The organism is Microbacterium yannicii PS01, assembly GCF_000304335.1.
Taxonomy (GTDB): domain Bacteria; phylum Actinomycetota; class Actinomycetes; order Actinomycetales; family Microbacteriaceae; genus Microbacterium; species Microbacterium yannicii_A.
This window is the reverse complement of sequence record NZ_CAJF01000021.1, coordinates 1-19,126: the sequence shown is the minus strand read 5'-3', so window position 1 is coordinate 19,126 and position 19,126 is coordinate 1. Positions and strand designations below refer to the sequence as shown.

At 68.6% G+C, this 19,126-nt stretch carries 15 protein-coding genes; 12 read left to right on the top strand and 3 right to left on the bottom strand.

The window, feature by feature from the left end; all coding sequences use genetic code 11:
* Positions 1–16 precede the first annotated feature (16 nt).
* Complete coding sequence (gene gcvP / locus WYM_RS12410; RefSeq protein ID WP_237739412.1) at positions 17–2,869, top strand: aminomethyl-transferring glycine dehydrogenase; 2,853 nt, start codon at positions 17–19, stop codon at positions 2,867–2,869.
* A gap of 40 nt (positions 2,870–2,909) precedes the next feature.
* Here the strand turns inward: gcvP and WYM_RS12405 are convergent, their stop codons facing one another.
* Complete coding sequence (locus WYM_RS12405; RefSeq protein WP_083866226.1) at positions 2,910–3,761, bottom strand: CPBP family intramembrane glutamic endopeptidase; 852 nt, start codon at positions 3,759–3,761, stop codon at positions 2,910–2,912.
* 164 nt (positions 3,762–3,925) lie between these two features.
* Here WYM_RS12405 and WYM_RS12400 point away from each other — a divergent pair, with 164 nt between their 5' ends.
* From WYM_RS12400 to WYM_RS12390, 3 genes are all read left to right on the top strand, one after another.
* On the top strand, positions 3,926–5,761 hold the full coding sequence (locus WYM_RS12400; RefSeq protein ID WP_019181163.1) for an ABC transporter family substrate-binding protein: 1,836 nt from the start codon (positions 3,926–3,928) through the stop codon (positions 5,759–5,761).
* A 167-nt stretch (positions 5,762–5,928) separates the two neighbouring features.
* Positions 5,929–7,446, top strand: coding sequence for an ABC transporter permease (locus tag WYM_RS12395; protein WP_019181162.1), 1,518 nt, complete (start codon positions 5,929–5,931; stop codon positions 7,444–7,446).
* Between the two features lies 1 nt (position 7,447).
* Entirely contained in the window at positions 7,448–8,638 is a 1,191-nt protein-coding gene (locus WYM_RS12390) for an ABC transporter permease (protein ID WP_019181161.1), read from the top strand.
* A 10-nt stretch (positions 8,639–8,648) separates the two neighbouring features.
* Here the strand turns inward: WYM_RS12390 and WYM_RS12385 are convergent, their stop codons facing one another.
* Complete coding sequence (locus WYM_RS12385) at positions 8,649–9,257, bottom strand: PH domain-containing protein (protein ID WP_019181160.1); 609 nt, start codon at positions 9,255–9,257, stop codon at positions 8,649–8,651.
* Between the two features lie 31 nt (positions 9,258–9,288).
* Between WYM_RS12385 and WYM_RS12380 the strand changes: the two genes are divergently transcribed.
* The 8 genes from WYM_RS12380 (at position 9,289) to WYM_RS12345 (ending at position 17,828) form a co-directional block, all read left to right on the top strand.
* Positions 9,289–11,091 carry a dipeptide ABC transporter ATP-binding protein gene (locus WYM_RS12380; protein ID WP_019181159.1) on the top strand — a complete coding sequence of 601 codons (1,803 nt, stop codon included), beginning with the start codon at positions 9,289–9,291 and terminating at the stop codon, positions 11,089–11,091.
* A 71-nt stretch (positions 11,092–11,162) separates the two neighbouring features.
* On the top strand, positions 11,163–13,076 hold the full coding sequence (typA, locus tag WYM_RS12375) for a translational GTPase TypA (RefSeq protein ID WP_019181158.1): 1,914 nt from the start codon (positions 11,163–11,165) through the stop codon (positions 13,074–13,076).
* A 249-nt stretch (positions 13,077–13,325) separates the two neighbouring features.
* Positions 13,326–14,099: an AzlC family ABC transporter permease gene (locus WYM_RS12370; protein ID WP_083866225.1), complete on the top strand. Its 774-nt coding sequence runs from the start codon at positions 13,326–13,328 to the stop codon at positions 14,097–14,099.
* Entirely contained in the window at positions 14,096–14,410 is a 315-nt protein-coding gene (locus tag WYM_RS12365) for an AzlD domain-containing protein (RefSeq protein ID WP_019181156.1), read from the top strand. Before WYM_RS12370 ends, WYM_RS12365 begins: the two co-directional genes overlap by 4 nt.
* 43 nt (positions 14,411–14,453) lie before the next feature.
* Positions 14,454–14,819, top strand: coding sequence for a DUF6113 family protein (locus WYM_RS12360; protein WP_019181155.1), 366 nt, complete (start codon positions 14,454–14,456; stop codon positions 14,817–14,819).
* 81 nt (positions 14,820–14,900) lie between these two features.
* The gene (gene fdxA, locus WYM_RS12355; protein ID WP_019181154.1) at positions 14,901–15,221 is read left to right on the top strand and encodes a ferredoxin; all 321 of its coding nucleotides are present in this window, start codon (positions 14,901–14,903) and stop codon (positions 15,219–15,221) included.
* Position 15,222: 1 nt separating this feature from the next.
* A complete protein-coding gene (gene dapC, locus WYM_RS12350; protein WP_019181153.1) occupies positions 15,223–16,344 on the top strand; it encodes a succinyldiaminopimelate transaminase in 1,122 nt (373 codons plus the stop codon).
* A gap of 185 nt (positions 16,345–16,529) precedes the next feature.
* Complete coding sequence (locus tag WYM_RS12345) at positions 16,530–17,828, top strand: citrate synthase (protein WP_019181152.1); 1,299 nt, start codon at positions 16,530–16,532, stop codon at positions 17,826–17,828.
* A 64-nt stretch (positions 17,829–17,892) separates the two neighbouring features.
* Here the strand turns inward: WYM_RS12345 and dapD are convergent, their stop codons facing one another.
* Positions 17,893–18,849, bottom strand: coding sequence for a 2,3,4,5-tetrahydropyridine-2,6-dicarboxylate N-succinyltransferase (dapD, locus tag WYM_RS12340; RefSeq protein ID WP_019181151.1), 957 nt, complete (start codon positions 18,847–18,849; stop codon positions 17,893–17,895).
* Between the last annotated feature and the right edge of the window lie 277 nt (positions 18,850–19,126).

The window sequence follows — 19,126 nt, the reverse complement described above, 5'->3', positions numbered from 1 at the left end:
CGCAGCCCAGCGCACGATGCTGCACACGCTGGGCTACGACTCGGTCGACGCCCTCGTGCGGGCGGCGGTGCCGGCATCCATCCAGTCCGCCGCGGGAGCGACGGGGCACATCCCTCCCGCTGCGACCGAGGCCGAGGCGCTCGCGGAGCTGCGGGTGCTGGCCTCGCAGAATCGCGTCGCCCGGCCGATGATCGGGCTCGGCTACTACGACACCGTGACGCCGTCCGTCATCGCACGCAACGTCCTCGAGAATCCCTCCTGGTACACCGCCTACACGCCGTACCAGCCGGAGATCTCGCAGGGCCGCCTCGAGGCGCTCATCAACTTCCAGACGATGGTCACCGATCTGACCGGGCTCAGCACCGCGAACGCGTCGATGCTCGACGAGTCGACCGCGGTGGTCGAAGGCATGCTGGTGGCACGTCGGGCCTCGAAGGCGGGCTCGAACGTGTTCGCGGTCGACGCCGACGCGCTGCCGCAGACGAAGGCGCTGCTCGCGCATCGCGCAGCCGCCGTCGGGATCGAGGTCGTCGAGCTCGACCTCGCGAACGGCGCGCCCTTCGTCGACGCAGCCGGTGACCCCGTCGACCCCTTCGGGGTGCTCGTCCAGTACCCGGGCGCCTCGGGACGCGTGTGGGACCCGGCGGGCGTCGTGGATGCGGCGCACGTCGCGGGAGCTCTCGTCGTCGTCGCCGCCGACCTGCTCGCGCTCACGCTGCTGCGGTCCCCGGGATCGTTCGGCGCCGACGTCGCGGTCGGCACCACGCAGCGCTTCGGCGTGCCGCTGGGCTTCGGCGGACCGCACGCGGGGTACATGGCGGTGCGCCAGGGTCTCGAACGACAGCTGCCCGGCCGTCTGGTCGGCGTCTCGCAGGATGCGGCGGGCCACCCGGCATACCGCCTTGCGCTCCAGACGCGCGAGCAGCACATCCGTCGCGAGAAGGCGACCTCGAACATCTGCACCTCGCAGGTGCTGCTGGCTGTCATGGCCTCGATGTACGCGGTGTACCACGGACCTGACGGACTGCGCGAGATCGCGACGGGAGTGGCCCGCAAGGCCGAGGCGCTCGCGGCCCGCCTGCGCTCGTATGGTCTCTCGCTGGCGACGGACTCGTTCTTCGACACCATCCGGGTCACCACCCCCGGTCCGTCGCGTCGCGTGATCGAGCGTGCCCGGGAGCGGGGCTACCAGCTCTTCTGGGCCGACGACGCGACGGTCGGGGTCTCGGTCGACGAGACAACAACGGCCGACGACCTGGCCGCCGTCGCGTGGGCGTTCGGTCTCCCCGAGGGCGAGTTCCTGGGCGCGGGCGAGCAGGGCGAGCGCACGCTCGGCTTCGCCGAGGCGGAGCCGCTCGCGGGGGTATCCGCCTCCCTTCGGCGCTCCGAGGAGTTCCTCACCCACCCCGTGTTCAACACCCATCGCTCGGAGACGGCGATGATGCGGTATCTCAAGCAGCTGTCGGACCGCGACTACGCGCTCGATCGCGGCATGATCCCGCTCGGGTCCTGCACCATGAAGCTCAACGCCGCGACCGAGATGGCGGCGGTGTCGTGGCCGGAGTTCGCGCGCGTGCACCCCTTCGCGCCCGAGGCCGACGTGCACGGCTATCTCGCGCTCATCGAGCAGCTCGAGGTGTGGCTCGCCGATGTCACCGGGTACGACGCCGTGTCGCTGCAGCCGAACGCCGGCTCGCAGGGCGAGCTCGCCGGCCTCATGGCGATCCGCGGCTACCACCGGGCCAACGGAGAGCTGGAGCGGACGGTGTGCCTGATCCCCTCCTCCGCCCACGGAACCAACGCCGCGTCGGCGGTGCTGGCCGGGATGAGCGTGGTCGTCGTGGCCTGCGACGAGGCCGGGAACGTCGACCTCGACGACCTGCGCGCCAAGATCCGGGTCCACGCCACCGCCCTCGCCGCCCTCATGATCACCTATCCGTCGACCCACGGCGTGTACGAGCACGACGTGCTCGAGATCACCCAGGCCGTGCACGACGCCGGCGGGCAGGTGTACATCGACGGAGCGAACCTCAACGCGCTGCTCGGCTATGCCCGCTTCGGCGACCTGGGGGGCGACGTGTCGCACCTGAACCTGCACAAGACCTTCGCCATCCCGCACGGCGGCGGCGGTCCGGGAGTGGGGCCGGTCGCGGCCAAGGCTCATCTGGCCCCGTATCTTCCCTCGCATCCGTTCTCGCAGCGCGCCGACCACGCCGGGGGAGTCTTCGATGGGGGACCCGTCTCGGCGGCGCCGCACGGCTCCGCCGGCATCCTCCCGATCTCGTGGGCGTACGTGCGGATGATGGGCGCCGAAGGCCTGCGCGAGGCGACGGCGGCGGCAGTCCTCTCGGCGAACTACATCGCCGCTCGACTGCGCGAGCACTACCCGGTGCTGTACACCGGCGAGGACGGGCTCGTCGCCCACGAGTGCATCCTCGACCTGCGGCCGCTGCGCGAAGCCACGGGCGTGACCGTGGACGACGTCGCCAAGCGCCTGATCGACTACGGCTTTCACGCGCCGACGATGTCGTTCCCGGTCGCGGGCACGCTCATGGTCGAGCCGACCGAGTCCGAGGATCTCGCCGAGATCGAGCGCTTCATCGAAGCGATGATCGCGATCAAGGCCGAAGCCGACCGTGTCGCCTCGGGGGAGTGGCCGGCCGCCGACAACCCGCTCGTACATGCTCCGCACACCGCCGAGACGGTGGTGTCCGGAGAGTGGGAGCACCCGTACTCGCGCGAGACAGCCGTCTACCCGGTCCACACCCTCGTCCGTACGAAGTACTGGCCGCCGGTCCGACGCATCGACCAGGCGTACGGCGACCGCAACCTGGTGTGCGCCTGCCCGCCGATCGAGGCGTTCGCCTGACCGGACCGGGGTGAGGGGATGCCGGAACGCCGGCATCCCCTCACTCCGTCGAGGCCGGCGAGGGGGTCGGGGTGGGAAGCGGCGCGAAGACGCCGGGCCACAGGGCCGCGGCCAGCGGATACCCGACGAACGCGACGATGTCGAGGACGGTGTGGGCGATGACCAGCGGCATGACGCGCCCCCACCGCTTGTAGCACCAGCCGAACACGACCCCCATCGCGAAGTTCCCGATGATCGCACCGATGCCCTGATAGGCGTGGTACGCGCCACGCAGCGCGGCGGTCGAGAGGATGATCGCCCACCAGTTCCACCCGAACCGGCGGAGACGGTCGAACAGATAGCCGATGAAGATGACCTCTTCGGTGAGGCCGGCGCGCAGCGCCGCCAGCACGAGCAGGGGAACCGTCCACCACGCGGCATCCAGAGGAGAGGCGACGACGGCCACCGTCACTCCGAGAGCCCGCCCCGCCGCGTAGAGCGCGAGGCCCGGCACGCCGATGACAGCGGCGAGAAGGATGCCGCGACCCGCATCGCCGCCGAATCGGGTGAAATCCAGCCCGATCCGCCGCAGCGCGCTGCCCCCGGGTTCCCACAGCAGGTAGACGACGAGCGCCACCAGCGCGAGTCCGAAGAACACCGAGAGAAGCTGATAGAGGATGTCCCACAGCGCCTGGTCATCGCGCGGCGGGTTCACCTGCGTCTGCTGAGAGCCCAGCGGGACCGGGGCCAGCAGACGCCGGACGAGGGCGACGACCGAGTAGAGCGCCGACTGCCCGACGGTGACGGCGAGGACGATCCAGATTTCCCAGGTCAGGCGCCGGCGCTCGTAGCGCGCGGACGGTGCAACGAGGGTACGCCCCGAGCGCTCTCCCAGCTCCTCCGGCGCGGTCATCTTGTCAGATTGCCACACTTCGGGTCGCTTGAGTTAAGGCTCTGTAACGTTTTCGTCCATCGTTTTGACCATCTCACATGCGGTGCTTATGGTTTTCCCATCCGCGCCCCGTCCGGCCTTCGCTCGACGTGTGCGCATTACCCTGCACAGGAGGAACAGTGAGAATGAAGCGCATCTCGGCCGCGGTGGCGCTCACCGCAGCCGGCGCCCTGGTGATCTCGGGCTGCGCCGCGGGCGGTGGCGAGGACACCGGCGACGACTCCGGTCTCGTCGAAGGCTCGTCGATCACCGCAGCGTGGAACCAGGCGTTCTACTCCATGAACGGCAACACGTCGTTCGGTAACGCCACCGCCAACAACAACATCAACTACCTGACGCTCGACGGGTTCAACTACTACAACAACACGCCCGAGCTGGTGATGAACGAGTCGTTCGGAACCTACGAGCTCGTCAGCGAAGACCCGCTCACCGTCACGTACACGCTCGCTGAGGACGTCACCTGGTCGGACGGCACGCCCGTCGACGCAGCCGACCTCATGCTCAACTGGGCCGCACTGTCGCGCGCCCTGGACACCCCGGACTTCGACCCGAACGAGTTCACCGACCCCGACACGGGCGAGTTCACCGAGTCGTTCCCGACGGACGTCGTGTACTTCGACTCGGGCGCCACGCCGGAGTCGGGCATGGGCCTCGTGTCGGAGACGCCGGAGATCGGCGACGACGGCCGCTCGATCACGATGACCTTCGACCAGCCCTTCGTCGACTGGGACCTCGTCTTCACGTCGCCCCTTCCGGCGCACGTGGTGGCCAAGAACGCCCTCGGCATCGAGGACAACGAGGAGGCCAAGCAGGCTCTCCTCGACGCCATCGAGAGCGAAGACGCCGCGGCCCTCGCGCCGATCTCGTCCTTCTGGAACTCGGGCTTCAACTTCACCGAGCTCCCCGACGACCCGGAGCGCTACCTTGCGACCGGCCCGTACATGATCAGCGACTTCGTCGCCGACCAGTACATCACCCTCGTGGCGAACCCCGAGTACAAGGGTGAGAACGCCGCCAACATCGAGGAGATCACGATCCGCTTCATCCCCGACCCGCTCGCTGCGGTTCAGGCGCTGGAGAACGGCGAGGTCGACATCATCTCCCCGCAGGCGACCGCCGACATCAAGACGGCGCTCGACGGCATCGACGGCATCACGGTCCTGACGGGCCTCGAGGGCACGTACGAGCACGTCGACCTGCAGTTCGATCAGGGCAAGAACTCGCAGAACATCTTCTCCAACGCTCAGGCTCGCGAGGCCTTCATGAAGGTCATCCCGCGCCAGGAGATCGTCGACACGCTGATCAAGCCGATCATCGGCGACGACGCCATCCTGCGCGACTCGCAGCTGTTCGTCCCGGGTGCAGCGGGCTACGACGAGGCCGCTGCCGACAACACGTCGGCGGACTTCGCCGAGGTCGACATCGAGGGCGCGAAGGCGCTGCTGGCCGAGTCGGGCATCACCGACACCTCGGTCTGCATCCTCTACGCGTCGAACAACCCGCGTCGTGTGAACGAGTTCGCTCTCATCCAGGCGTCGGCCGCTCAGGCCGGCTTCAACGTGACCGACTGCGGCTCGGAGGAGTGGGGCGGCCTGCTCGGCACGCCCGGCGCCTACGACGCGTCGCTCTTCGGATGGCAGTCGACCAGCCTCGGTGTGACCAACTCGCTGCCGACGTTCGTCACCGGTGGTATCAACAACATGAACTTCTACTCGAACGAGCGTGTTGACGAGATCATCACCGAGCTGAACGGCACGTTCGACGAGGAGAAGCAGATCGAGCTCCAGGTCGAGATGGATCGCCTGCTGTGGGAGGACTTCTACGGCGTGACGATCTTCCAGTTCCCGAGCGTCACCGCGTACAGCGATCGAGTGGAGAACATCGACCCGTCGATCATCGCTCCCACGATCTTCTGGAACGCATGGGACTGGGCAGTCACCGACGGCGGCTCGGAGGAGTAATCCGATAGCGCGGTGCGCGCTCGTCTGAGCGCGCACCGGGTGGGGTGCAGGTCCTCCTGGGGCCTGCACCCCGCCCGCGTTAGACTCCTCAGAGTGGCTGGGCCTGCGACCGGACACGATCCGATCGCCTGCTCGCGCTCTCCGATCGATTGGCAGGCGGCCACACCATGGCTTCATTCATCATCCGGCGACTGATCGCGTCGATCTTCGTGCTCTTCGCCGCCACGTTCCTGATGTACATCCTGACGGCGCTCTCGGGCGATCCCCTCGAGGACCTCAGGCAGGGCAACGCGCCCAACAAGGCCGAGCTCATCGAAGCTCGCACCAAGCTTCTCAATCTCGACGTCCCGCCCCCGCTGCGCTACTTCCTGTGGCTCGGCGGCCTGTTCCGCGGCGACTTCGGAATCAGCATCCAGAATCAGCCGGTCAACGCGCTGCTGGGGAATGCGATCACGTCGACGCTGACGCTGGTCACCACCGCCACCATTGTCGCGATCGTCCTCGGCATCACGGTCGGCATCGTCTCGGCGCTGCGTCAGTACACCGGCTTCGACTACTCGGTCACGCTGCTGGCGTTCCTCTTCTTCTCTCTTCCGATCTTCTGGGTCGCGGTGCTGCTGAAGCAGTACGGCGCGATCCAGATCAACAACTGGCTCGGCGACCCGACGATCTCGATACCCGCGATCGCCGGCATCTCCCTCGTGACCGGCCTGCTGTGGATGTCGATCATCGGCGGCAAGTGGAAGCGGCGCCTGATCGTCTTCGGTGCCTCGGCGCTGGCGACGGCGGCGGTGCTGACGTTCCTGTCGGCGACGAAGTGGTTCGCCGACCCGAGCATCGGCATCGTCGTGTACTCGGCACTGGCCCTCGGCATCGCGGTCGGCGTGACCGCGATCTCGACGGGTCTGCGCAACCGCAAGGCGCTGTACGCCTCTCTCATCGTGGCGGTCATCGGCATCGCGCTGTACTTCCCGATGATGAACTACATCCTCAACGGGATGACGCTGTGGTTCTTCGTGCTGCTCGCGGCGCTGTCGGTGGTCGTCAGCGGTGCGATCGGCTGGTTCATGGGCGCGCCCGACCGAGGGCCGGTCCTGCGCACGACCGCCATCGTCGGGTTCCTCGTGGCCTCGTTCATCGCGCTCGACAAGTACATGTCGTACTGGCAGGCGTACTCCAACTCCAGCCGCGTGCGCGGCCGCCCGATCGCCACCGTCGGCGCATCGACGCCCGGCCTCGGCGGCAACTTCTGGGTGCAGGGCATCGATCTGTACACCCACCTGCTGCTGCCGACGATCGCCATCATCCTGATCTCCTTCGCCAGCTACACCCGGTATTCGCGGGCGAGCCTGCTGGAGGTCATGAACCAGGACTACATCCGCACGGCACGGGCGAAGGGCCTGACGCAGCGCACGGTCGTCGTGCGCCACGCGTTCCGCAACGCGCTGATCCCGATCACGACCATCATCGCCTTCGATATCGGCGCGCTCATCGGCGGCGCGGTGATCACCGAGACGGTCTTCGGCTGGACGGGCATGGGGCGCCTGTTCGTCACCGCCCTGGACGCCCACGACCCGAACCCGGTGATGGCGTTCTTCGTGGTGACCGGCACCCTCGCCGTCGTCTTCAACCTCATCGCGGACCTCGTCTACGCGGCCCTCGACCCGAGAATCAAGGTGGGCTGACATGAACAGCACGACTTCACAAGAGCCCGGCGTCGAGACTCAGGCCCTGGCCGAGATCACGATCGAGCAGAAGGAGACCGAGGGCCTCAGCCAGGGGCAGATCGTCCGCCGGCGCTTCTTCCGGCACCGCGCGGCGCTGGTCTCGATGATCGTCCTCGCGTTCATCATCGTCCTCGCCTTCACCTCGGTCGGAGTCGACCTCTGGGGTGTGCGCATCCCGGGCTGGTGGCTGTACTCGTGGAACGAGATCCCGCCGAAGGTGAACAACGGCATTCCGACGCTGAGCCTGTGGCCGCTGCAGTTCGGCGAGCACCCCTTCGGACAGGACGAGGTCGGCCGCGACATCTTCGCGGTCGTCATGCGCGGCACGCAGCAGTCGATCATGGTGATGGTGATCGCCGGTGTCGTGGCGACGATCATCGGCGTCGTCATCGGTGCGGTCGCCGGCTACTACGGCAAGTGGACCGACTCGGTGCTGATGCGCTTCACCGACATCATCATCACGATCCCGCTGATCGTCATCGGCTCGGTGCTCGGCAACGCATTCGGAAGCCTCGGCGCGGCCGTGCTCGGCGTCGTCATCGGCCTCTTCGCGTGGACCACGATGTCGCGCCTGGTGCGCGGCGAGTTCCTGTCGCTGCGTGAGCGCGAGTTCGTCGATGCGGCCCGGGTGTCGGGTGCGCGCGACCGCCGCATCATCTTCCGGCACATCCTGCCCAACGCCGTCGGCGTCATCGTCGTGAATGCGACGCTGCTGATGGCCGGCGCGATCCTGCTCGAGTCGGCGCTGAGCTTCCTCGGCTTCGGCGTGCAGTCTCCCGACACGTCGCTCGGCAAGATCATCTCGGAGAACCAGGCGGCGTTCTCGACGCGGCCATGGATCTTCTGGTGGCCCGGCATCTTCATCATCGCGATCGCGCTGTGCGTCAACTTCATCGGCGACGGTCTGCGCGACGCGTTCGACCCGCGTCAGAAGAAGATGCCGAGCGAGCGCGCGATGGCCCGTGCCGGCCGTGCGAAGGGACCGCGGCCCACCGGCGGCGTCACCGACACCACGCCCGCCACGGCGAGCGGCCACATGGTCGACGTGGGTATCGAGACGGCGTACACCGGCGACGTGACCAACTATCACGACCCGCGTCCGGAGGAGCCTGGCGACGCCCGGCACAAGCCGCTCGACCCGGAGCGATGACGTGGCGCTGCTAGACCAGCAGACCGATCACCGTGGCCGCGGCCAGCGCCGCGACTACGGCGATCGTCGCCACATGCCACGTCGTGGTCGACGCCTCCGGATCGACTCCGCTCGCGAATGCTCCAGCATCCCGGAGCCGCTCCCAGTGTCCGCGGATCAGCTGAGCCAGGTTGCCGGTGGGCACCGTGACGGCATCGGCGGGCCGCAGCTCGCCGTTGCTGCCGCGCGCCGTGCTGCCGATGCCGTCGAAGTCCTTCGGTGCAAGCCCGAGTGTCCGGTGCCGGCTCGGAGCGGGCGCCGCCCACACCGGGATGCGGCCGTTCGCGGTGTGCAGCGTGAGCGAGTAGCGGGTGTCGATCGCATCGATCGCGGGCCACGGCACGAACTGCGTGCGCAGCACGTTCTCGACGGTGACGCCGTGCTGTTCGACATGGAGGCTGGGGCGCCAGAACAGCGCCCACGCCAGCACGGCGACGAGCAGGATCGGCCACACGTAGCGCAGCGCCGAGACGGGGTCGGACCAGAACAGGGCGACGACGCCGAGGGCGCACACCACAACGGTCACGACAGCGAGGATGCGGCCGAAGACCGGCCGGTAGTGGACCTCCTGGAACGACATGACTTCAAGCTTCGCAGATGGGACATGACGAATGACTGACACGACGGGCACCGACGCCATCATCGCGTCGCACGACGCCCTTCCCGAGACGATCCTCGAGGTCGACAAGCTCGGCGTCGACTTCTGGGTCGAGGGGGAGTTCTATCCCGCAGCGATCGACATGAACTACCAGGTCCGCCGCGGCGAGGTCCTGGCGATCGTGGGCGAGTCCGGCTCGGGCAAGAGCACGAGCTCCATGGCTCTGCTGGGTCTGCTCCCCGAGAACGCGCGGGTCACCGGGTCGATCAAGCTGCTCGGCCGCGAGCTGCGCGGCGCCGACGACGCGACCCTCCGGTCGCTGCGCGGCAACGAGATCGCCGTCATCTTCCAGGAGCCGATGACGGCCCTGAACCCGGTGTACACGATCGGCTTCCAGATCATGGAGTCGCTGCGTTCGCACGACCGCACCCTCGCGCCCAGCGAGGCCAAGGAGCGCGCCATCGAACTGCTGCGGATGGTCGAGATGCCCAACCCGGAGCAGTCGTTCCTGAAGTACCCGCACCAGCTCTCCGGCGGCCAGCGTCAGCGTGCGATGATCGCGCAGTCGATCTCGTGCGATCCGCTGCTGCTCATCGCCGACGAGCCGACGACGGCTCTCGACGTCACGGTGCAGGCGGAGGTGCTCGATCTGCTGCGCAACCTGCACAAGCGGCTCGATTCGGCCATCATCCTCATCACCCACGACATGGGCGTGGTCGCCGACCTCGCGGACCGCATCATGGTGATGAAGAACGGCATCGTGGTCGAGTCCGGCTCGGTCGAGAAGATCTTCCACAGCCCCGAGCACCCGTACACGCAGCAGCTGCTGGCGGCGGTGCCCCACCTGGGACTGGGCGTGCTGGAGGATGCCGAGCCGACGGTCACCGAGGTCTCCACCGCGACCTCGACCGTTCCGAGCGTGTCCGCCATCCGTGAGCACGCGTCCGAGGCTGCGTCGGTCATCGAGACCCGCACGCCGGTCCTGCACTTCGAGGATGTCGCGATCGACTACCCCAAGCGCGGGCGCATTCCCGCGTTCCGGGCCGCCGAGCACATCGACCTGGCGATCTACCCGGGCGAGATCGTGGGTCTGGTGGGCGAGTCGGGATCGGGCAAGACGACACTCGGACGTGCGGCCATCGGCCTGCTTCCGATCGCCGAGGGCAAGCTCACCGCCGTCGGGACCGACATCTCGAACGCGTCGCAGAAGGACCTCTTCGCGATCCGCCGCCGCACCGGCATCGTGTTCCAGGACCCGGCGTCATCGCTGAACCCCCGCATGCCGATCGGGCAGTCGATCGGCGAGCCGATCCTGCTGGCCGACATCGCGAAGGGCAAGGACCTCGACAAGCGCGTCGAGGAGCTGCTGTCCCAGGTGGAGCTGCCGGCGTCGTACCGCAACCGCTTCCCGCACGAGCTGTCGGGCGGTCAGCGCCAGCGCGTGGGCATCGCCCGTGCGCTCGCGCTCGCTCCCGAGCTCCTCGTCGCCGACGAGCCGACGTCGGCGCTGGATGTCTCGGTGCAGGCCCGCTTCCTGGACCTGCTGCAGGAGCTGCAGCAGCAGCTGCAGTTCGCATGTCTGTTCATCAGCCACGACCTCGCTGTCGTCGACATCCTCGCCCACCGGATCGCGGTGATGCACCACGGCAAGCTGGTGGAGACCGGCACGCGTGACGAGATCCTCCGCGGGGCGCAGGACCCGTACACCCAGCGCCTCATCGCGGCCGTCCCGGTGCCCAATCCGGAGGAGCAGCGGGTGCGCCGTGAGGCACGCGCCGCGCTCCTGCAGAGCAGCGGCGCACGGGCTGAGAGCTGACGCGCAGGTAGCGACCGATAGAGTGGGGGATGCCGACTTCCGGCATTCCCCACTCTTGCAAGGATTCCCTCATGGCCCGCGCCCTCCGTCCGGACCTCCGCAACGTCGCCATCGTCGCCCACGTCGACCACGGCAAGACGACTCTCGTCGACGCGATGCTCCGTCAGACCGGCTCCTTCGGCGAGCACGCGCACGTGGAAGAGCGCGCGATGGACTCGAACGACCTCGAGCGCGAGAAGGGCATCACCATTCTCGCGAAGAACACCGCGATCACCTACAACGGCGTGCACTCCGATGTGCCCGTGACGATCAACGTGATCGACACCCCCGGCCACGCCGACTTCGGCGGCGAGGTCGAGCGCGGCCTGTCGATGGTCGATGGAGTCGTCCTGCTCGTCGACGCGAGCGAGGGCCCGCTGCCGCAGACCCGCTTCGTGCTGCGCAAGGCCCTCGAGGCGAAGCTCCCGGTCATCCTCCTGGTCAACAAGACCGACCGCCCCGACGCCCGCATCGCCGAGGTCGAGGAAGAGGCCCACGACCTGCTGCTCGGACTCGCGTCCGACCTGCACGAGGATGTGCCCGACCTCGACGTCGACGCTCTCCTCGACGTCCCGGTGGTCTACGCGAGTGGACGTGCCGGCGCGGCATCCCGCAACCGTCCCGCGAACGGCGAGCTGCCCGACAACGGCGATCTCGAGCCGCTCTTCGGCGCCATCCTCGAGCACGTCCCCGCTCCGGCGTATGACGACGAGGCGCCCCTGCAGGCCTGGGTCACGAACCTCGACTCCAGCCCGTTCCTCGGTCGGCTCGCGCTCCTGCGCGTCTTCAACGGCACGCTGCGCAAGGGCCAGACGGTGGCGTGGGTGCGCGCCGACGGCTCCACCAGCAACGCCAGGATCACCGAGCTGCTGAAGACCCGCGCGCTGGAGCGCTACCCGGCCGACTCGGCCGGTCCCGGCGACATCGTCGCCATCGCGGGCTTCGAAGACATCACCATCGGCGAGACCATCGCCGACCCGGACGACGTCCGTCCGCTGCCCCCGATCCACGTCGACGACCCCGCGATCTCGATGACCATCGGCACGAACACCTCGCCGCTGGTCGGCAAGGTCAAGGGCCACAAGCTCACCGCTCGCATGGTGAAGGACCGCCTCGACCGCGAGCTCGTCGGCAACGTCTCGCTCAAGGTGGTCGACATCGGCCGCCCGGACGCGTGGGAGGTGCAGGGTCGCGGTGAACTGGCGCTGGCGATCCTCGTCGAGAACATGCGGCGCGAGGGCTTCGAGCTCACCGTCGGCAAGCCGCAGGTCGTCACGCGCAAGGGTGAGGACGGCAAGGTCAAGGAGCCGTACGAGCACCTCACGATCGACGCCCCCGAGGAGTATCTCGGTGCGATCACGCAGCTGATGGCGGCGCGCAAGGGCCGCATGGACAACATGACCAACCACGGCACCGGCTGGGTGCGCATGGAGTTCATCGTCCCCTCGCGCGGACTCATCGGCTTCCGCACCGAGTTCCTGTCCACGACGCGCGGCACCGGCATCGCCAATGCGATCTCGCACGGCTACGACGACTGGGCGGGCCACATCGTCACGCGACAGAACGGCTCCATCGTCGCCGACCGCGCCGGCGTCGTCACCCCCTTCGCGATCATCGCGCTGCAGGAGCGCATGTCGTTCTTCGTCCAGCCCACGCAGGAGGTCTACGAGGGCATGGTCATCGGCGAGAACGCCCGTGCCGACGACATGGACGTCAACATCACCAAGGAGAAGAAGCTCACGAACATGCGCTCTTCGACCGCGGACTCGTTCGAGTCGATGACGCCGCCGCGTCAGCTGTCGCTGGAAGAGAGCCTCGAGTTCGCGCGCGACGACGAATGCGTCGAGGTGACACCCGAGATCGTGCGCATCCGCAAGGTCGTGCTGAACGCGACCGAGCGGGGACGCACGACCGCACGCCTCAAGCGCCAGGACGCCAACGCCTGACACGGCTTCCGAAAGGGCATGTCACCACCGCGTTGCCGGGACGACATGCCCTTTCGCGTATTCAGCGCTGCGGGATCTGGTGTCGCGGTGCGGATCGATCGCGACGGCTCGTGGGACTCCGTGCCGCGGATGCGGCGGCGGTGCCCCGCGTTCCGGCGGACCAGGCCAGGGATCGTTCTGCGGCCCGGCGGCGAGGTCGGACGGTCTCGCTAGCATGACGCTGTGGCACCGCTCTCCGACGCCGAAGGATTGCACTTCGATGACGCGCACGAGGCGGGCGAGGCGCGACGCGCCGTGCGGGAGGCGCTCGGAGTGGCCCTCGCGACAAGCGCCTATGGCATCTCCTTCGGCGCGCTCGCCGTCGCCTCAGGGCTCGATGTCTGGCAGACGTGCGTCCTCAGCCTGCTGATGTTCACGGGCGGCTCGCAGTTCGCGTTCGTCGGGATCATCGGTGCGGGGGGCCTCGCTGCCGCTCCGTCGGCGATCGCGTCGGCGGCTCTGCTGGGCGTGCGCAACATCGCGTACGGCATCCGGATGTCGCCGGTGATCGGGCCGGGATTCTGGCGCCGGGCGGCGGCGGCGCATTTCACGATCGACGAATCGACCGCGGTGTCCCTCGCGCAGACCAGCGCGCGGGCACGGACGCTCGGATTCTGGGTGACCGGCATCGGGATCTACGTCGGCTGGAACCTCTCGACCCTCGCGGGCGCCCTGCTCGGCGACGTCCTGGGCGATCCGCGGACGTATGGGCTCGACGCGGCAGCGGCAGCCGCGTTCCTCGCCCTGCTCTGGCCGCGCCTGCGAGCACGCCAGCCGATCGTGGTCGGCATCGCCGCCGCGGTCATCGCCACGATCCTCACGCCCGTAATGATGCCTGGCCTGCCGGTCATCATCGCGGCGGCGGTCGCGATCTTCGTCGGATGGACGAACTGGCTCGGCCGGAAGCAGGCGACGGGGTCGGATCGCCCCGACGCGGATGATGCCGAGCCCGATGACGTGCCCGAGCGGGAGGGGCTGCCATGACCATGTGGAACGCGGTGCTCGTTGCCGCCATCGCCTGCGTCGCGCTGAAGACGGTGGGCTACCTGATCCCGCCGAAGTGGGTGCAGACGCCTCGGCCGATGCGGATCGCCGATCTGCTCACCGTCGCTCTGCTCGCCGCTCTCGTCGCGGTTCAGACGCTCGGCGAAGGGCAGGCGATCGTCGTGGATGCCCGCGTGCCGGCACTGCTTGCGGCGGCCGGGCTGCTCCTGCTGCGCGCACCGTTCCTCGTGGTCGTCGTCGCCGCCGCGCTCGTCGCCGCGCTGCTGCGACTGTGGGGGTGGGCGGCCTGACGCCGGGCGGCCTGCCACCGCCGCGCCCGCGTAGAGTCGAGGAGTGCGTTCGACTCTTCCCGCCCGCCTCGGCACCTGGATCGTCGCTCTCGTCGTCGGAGCCTTCTACGGTCTGGCGGGCACGATCGCCCATGCGTTCACGCTGGGCTGGTTCCCGCTGGGCCTGCTCCTCGCCGCCGTGGGCTGCGCCGCGCTGCTTCTCGCGGTCCGGCTGCTGACGGGCGATCGCTGGGCAACGCTGTCGACCGGCCTCGGCATGATGCTCGCGACCCTCGTCTTCTCGGGCAGCGGCCCCGGCGGGTCGGTGATCGTGCCCCAGACCGGCCTCGCGACCGCCTGGACCTTCGCCGTGCCCATCCTGGTGGCGGTCCTCGTCGCCTGGCCCGATCGGACGCGCGCCACGACCTGATCGCACGCCCGGGACGGAACGCGGCGACGTGGGAGCGGCGGCGTGGGACTCCCGACGGGATGGCGCAACTAGACTGGTCGCGTGACGTACGTGATCGCCCTTCCCTGCGTGGACGTCAAAGACCGCGCCTGCATCGACGAGTGCCCGGTGGACTGCATCTACGAGGGCGACCGGTCGCTGTACATCCACCCGGACGAGTGCGTCGACTGCGGCGCATGCGAGCCGGTCTGCCCCGTCGAGGCCATCTACTACGAAGACGACCTTCCCGACGAGTGGCAGGACTACTACAAGGCGAACGTCGAGTTCTTCGATGACGTCGGCTCGCCCGGTGGGGCCGCGAAGGTCGGCGTGATCCATAAGGATCACCCCGTCATCGCCGAGCTGCCGCCTCAGGAACACTGACGTGGGGGTCGCCGACCTCGCCGACTATCCCTGGGACGCCGTAGCGCCGTACGCCGAGCGCGCCCGCGCACACCCGGACGGCATCGTCGATCTGTCGGTCGGCTCGCCGGTGGACCCGACGCCCGAGGTGATCGGGGCGGCGCTGCGCACCGCGACCGATGCCCACGCGTATCCGCAGACGGTCGGCACCCCGGCGCTTCGCCAGACGATCGCCGACTGGTACGCGCGCCGCCGTGATGTGCCGGGGCTCACGCCCGATCACGTGCTCCCCACGGTCGGCTCGAAGGAGCTCGTCGCGCTCCTGCCGCTGCTGCTCGACCTCGGTCCCGGCGATGTCGTCGTTCACCCCCGCGCGGCGTACCCGACGTACGAAGTGGGCGCGCGGCTGGTCGGAGCCACTCCGGTCGCCGCGGACGACCCGGCCGACTGGCCCGCCCAGACGAGGCTGGTGTGGGTGAACTCCCCGGGCAATCCCGACGGACGCGTGCTCGGTGTCGAGGCGCTGTGCGCCGCCGTCGAGCGCGCCCGTGAGCTGGGGGCCGTGCTGGCATCGGACGAGTGCTACGCGGAACTGGGATGGGACGCCCCCTGGGATGCCGAGCCGGTGCCTTCTGCTCTCGACCCCCGTGTGACGGGGAGCGACCTGCGCGGCATCCTCTCCGTGTATTCGCTCAGCAAGCAGTCGAACCTCGCGGGCTACCGTGCCGCCTTCCTCGCGGGGGACCCCGCGCTCGTCTCCCGCCTGCTCACGGCGCGGAAGCACCTGGGGCTCATGCTGCCGCTGCCCGTGCAGACCGCGATGCTCGCAGCGCTCACCGACGACGAACATGTCGCCGGCCAGAAGGAGCGCTATCGCCGTCGTCGCCAGGTGCTGCGGCCCGCCGTGGAGGCGGCGGGATTCCGCATCGACCGCAGCGAGGCGGGACTCTACCTGTGGGCGACCGAGGGGCGCGATGCGTGGGAGAGCCTCGCACGCCTCGCCGACCTCGGGATCCTGGCCGGGCCCGGTCACTTCTACGGCACGCACTACCCGCAGCACGTGAGGCTTTCCCTGACCGCCACGGACGAGCGCATCGCCGCGGCCGCCGAACGCCTGCGTGCGGCCGGCGGATCCTCATCCTGAGGATTCCTCCATCGGATGCCGCGTCCCTTTGGCTGTGTCAGCAGTAGGCGCAGTGGCGGACTAGGCTGTAGGACGCGGCGGTGCGGCATCCCCGTCCCCGCTCCCCATTCCCGCAGACGCCGTCCCGGCGGCACGCGCGAATGGGACGACACCCCCGGCACGACCAGAAATCGCGAGGAGGCGCCGTGAGCGACGCGGGCACCCAGCAGGAGAAGGCCACCCTCTCGATCGGGGAGCGGACCGCCGAGTTCCCGTTGCTGCAGGGCAGCGACGGAACGCCGAGCGTGGATCTGTCGACGTTCACCCGCCAGACCGGATACACGGCGCTCGACTACGGGTTCGTCAACACCGCGGCGACGAAGTCGGCCATCACCTACATCGACGGCGACGAGGGCATCCTGCGCTACCGCGGGTATCCCATCGAGCAGCTCGCGAAGAACAGCACCTATCTCGAGGTGGCCTGGCTCCTCATCTACGGTGAGCTGCCCACCGCCGACCAGCTGGCGGAGTTCGACAACCGGATCCGCCGCCACACACTGCTCCACGAGGACCTCAAGCGCTTCTTCTCCGCGCTGCCGCACAACGCGCATCCGATGTCGGTGCTGTCGGCGGCCACGGCGGCGCTGTCCACGTATTACGAGAACGAGTCCGACCCGAACAACCCGGAGCATGTCGAGCTGAACACGATCCGGATGCTCGCCAAGCTCCCGGTCATCGCCGCGTACGCGCACAAGAAGAGCATCGGGCAGGCGTTCCTGTACCCCGACAACTCGCTCGGCTTCGTCGACAACTTCCTCAAGCTCAACTTCGGCGTCCTCAGCGAGATCTACGAGGTCGACCCGGTGATGTCGCGGGCTCTCGAGCGGCTGCTCATCCTGCACGAGGATCACGAGCAGAACGCCTCCACGTCGACCGTCCGCCTCGTCGGCTCGACCGGGGCGAACCAGTTCTCGTCGATCTCAGCGGGCATCAACGCGCTCTACGGCCCCCTCCACGGCGGCGCGAACGAAGCGGTGCTGAACATGCTCGCTCAGATCCGCGACTCGGGCGAGAGCGTGCAGCGCTTCGTGGAGCGCGTGAAGAACAAGGAAGACGGCGTCAAGCTGATGGGCTTCGGCCACCGGGTGTACAAGAACTACGACCCGCGCGCGAAGCTGGTGAAGGAGTCGGCCGACGAGGTGCTGGAGGCTCTCGGAGTGAGCGACCCACTGCTGGATCTCGCGAAGCAGCTGGAAGAGATCGCACTCAACGACGACTACTTCAAGGAGCGTCGCCTCTACCCGAACGTCGATTTCTACACCGGTGTGATCTACAAGGCGATGGGGTTCCCCACGCGCATGTTCACGGTGCTGTTCGCGATCGGGCGGCTTCCGGGCTGGCTCGCGCAGTGGCGCGAGGCGGCGACCGATCCGCAGGGCAAGATCGGGCGTCCGCAGCAGCTCTACGTCGGCGCCCGCGAGCGCAACTACCCCGGCGTCGGCTGAACCGACGCCGGTGGCACCGGAAAGGCCCGGATCGATCGCGATCCGGGCCTTCGCTGTCGGTGCGTCAGGCGTGGAGGGCCTCGTTGAGCGTCACGCCGATGCCCGCGCGACGGACCGCTTCGACCGCGCCGCTGACCGAGTTGCGGCGAAGAAGGATCCCGCTGACGCCGGACAGCTCTCCGCCCTTCACCGTCGGACGCGATCCGTCGGCCCGCGCCGGCTCGTCGACCAGCACGACCTTGGTCCCCGCCGTGACATAGAGTCCGGCCTCGACCACGCAGTCATCGCCCAGTGAGATGCCGATGCCGGCGTTCGCGCCGAGCAGCGTCCGGGCGCCCACCGAGACCTTGTGGGTACCGCCTCCGGACAGAGTGCCCATGATGGACGCGCCGCCCCCGATGTCGCTGCCGTCGCCGATCACGACGCCCTGCGACACCCGGCCCTCGACCATGCTCTGGCCGAGCGTGCCGGCATTGAAGTTCACGAATCCCTCGTGCATCACGGTGGTTCCCGGCGACAGGTAGGCGCCGAGCCGGACGCGTGACGCGTCCGCGATTCGGACACCCGGGGGAGTGACGTAGTCCAGCAGCCTCGGAAACTTGTCCAGCCCCTGTACCTGCACGCCGTCGCGAGCGAGGAACGGGCGGAGTCTCGTGAGCGCGTCGGGATGCATCGGCCCGGCGTTCGTCCACGCGACGTTGGGCAGGTGTCCGAAGATCCCGTCGAGGTTCACCTCGTTGGGGCGGACGAGACGGTGCGACAGAGCGTGGAGTCGGAGGTACGCGTCCGACGTCGAGACGGGGGCCGCGTCGAGATCGATCTCGACGGTGACCACATCCACGGTGACGGCACGCCGTGGGTCGGCGACGGCCAGACGGTCGAGTTCGTCGGGCGGCAGCTGACGGTCGAACCCCGCGGGGACCCGACCTGCGGCCGGGGAGGGGAACCATGTGTCGAGCACGGTTCCGTCTTCGGCAAGAGTGGCGAGGCCGACGCCCCATGCCCATCGTTCTTCGCTCATGCCATCCACGCTAGCGCGGAGTGCGCCCGCGGGATTCCGCGGAATCCCGGCGCGACACGCCCGGGCGTCACGCCGGATTGGCCAGGCACGCGAAATCCGTCGTAAAGTATCTCTTGTTCGCCCCACAGGGAAGAGCGGAGAGGCCGGAAGGCCCCGCCCCCTCAAGCGGAGAACAGCCCCTCACCGAGTCGCTCACCAGCGATTCGAACGGCCCTCGAGCCGCGAGCGGGATCTCCCGGAGCCAATACGTCGATTTGACGGACTGAGCGAAGAGAGA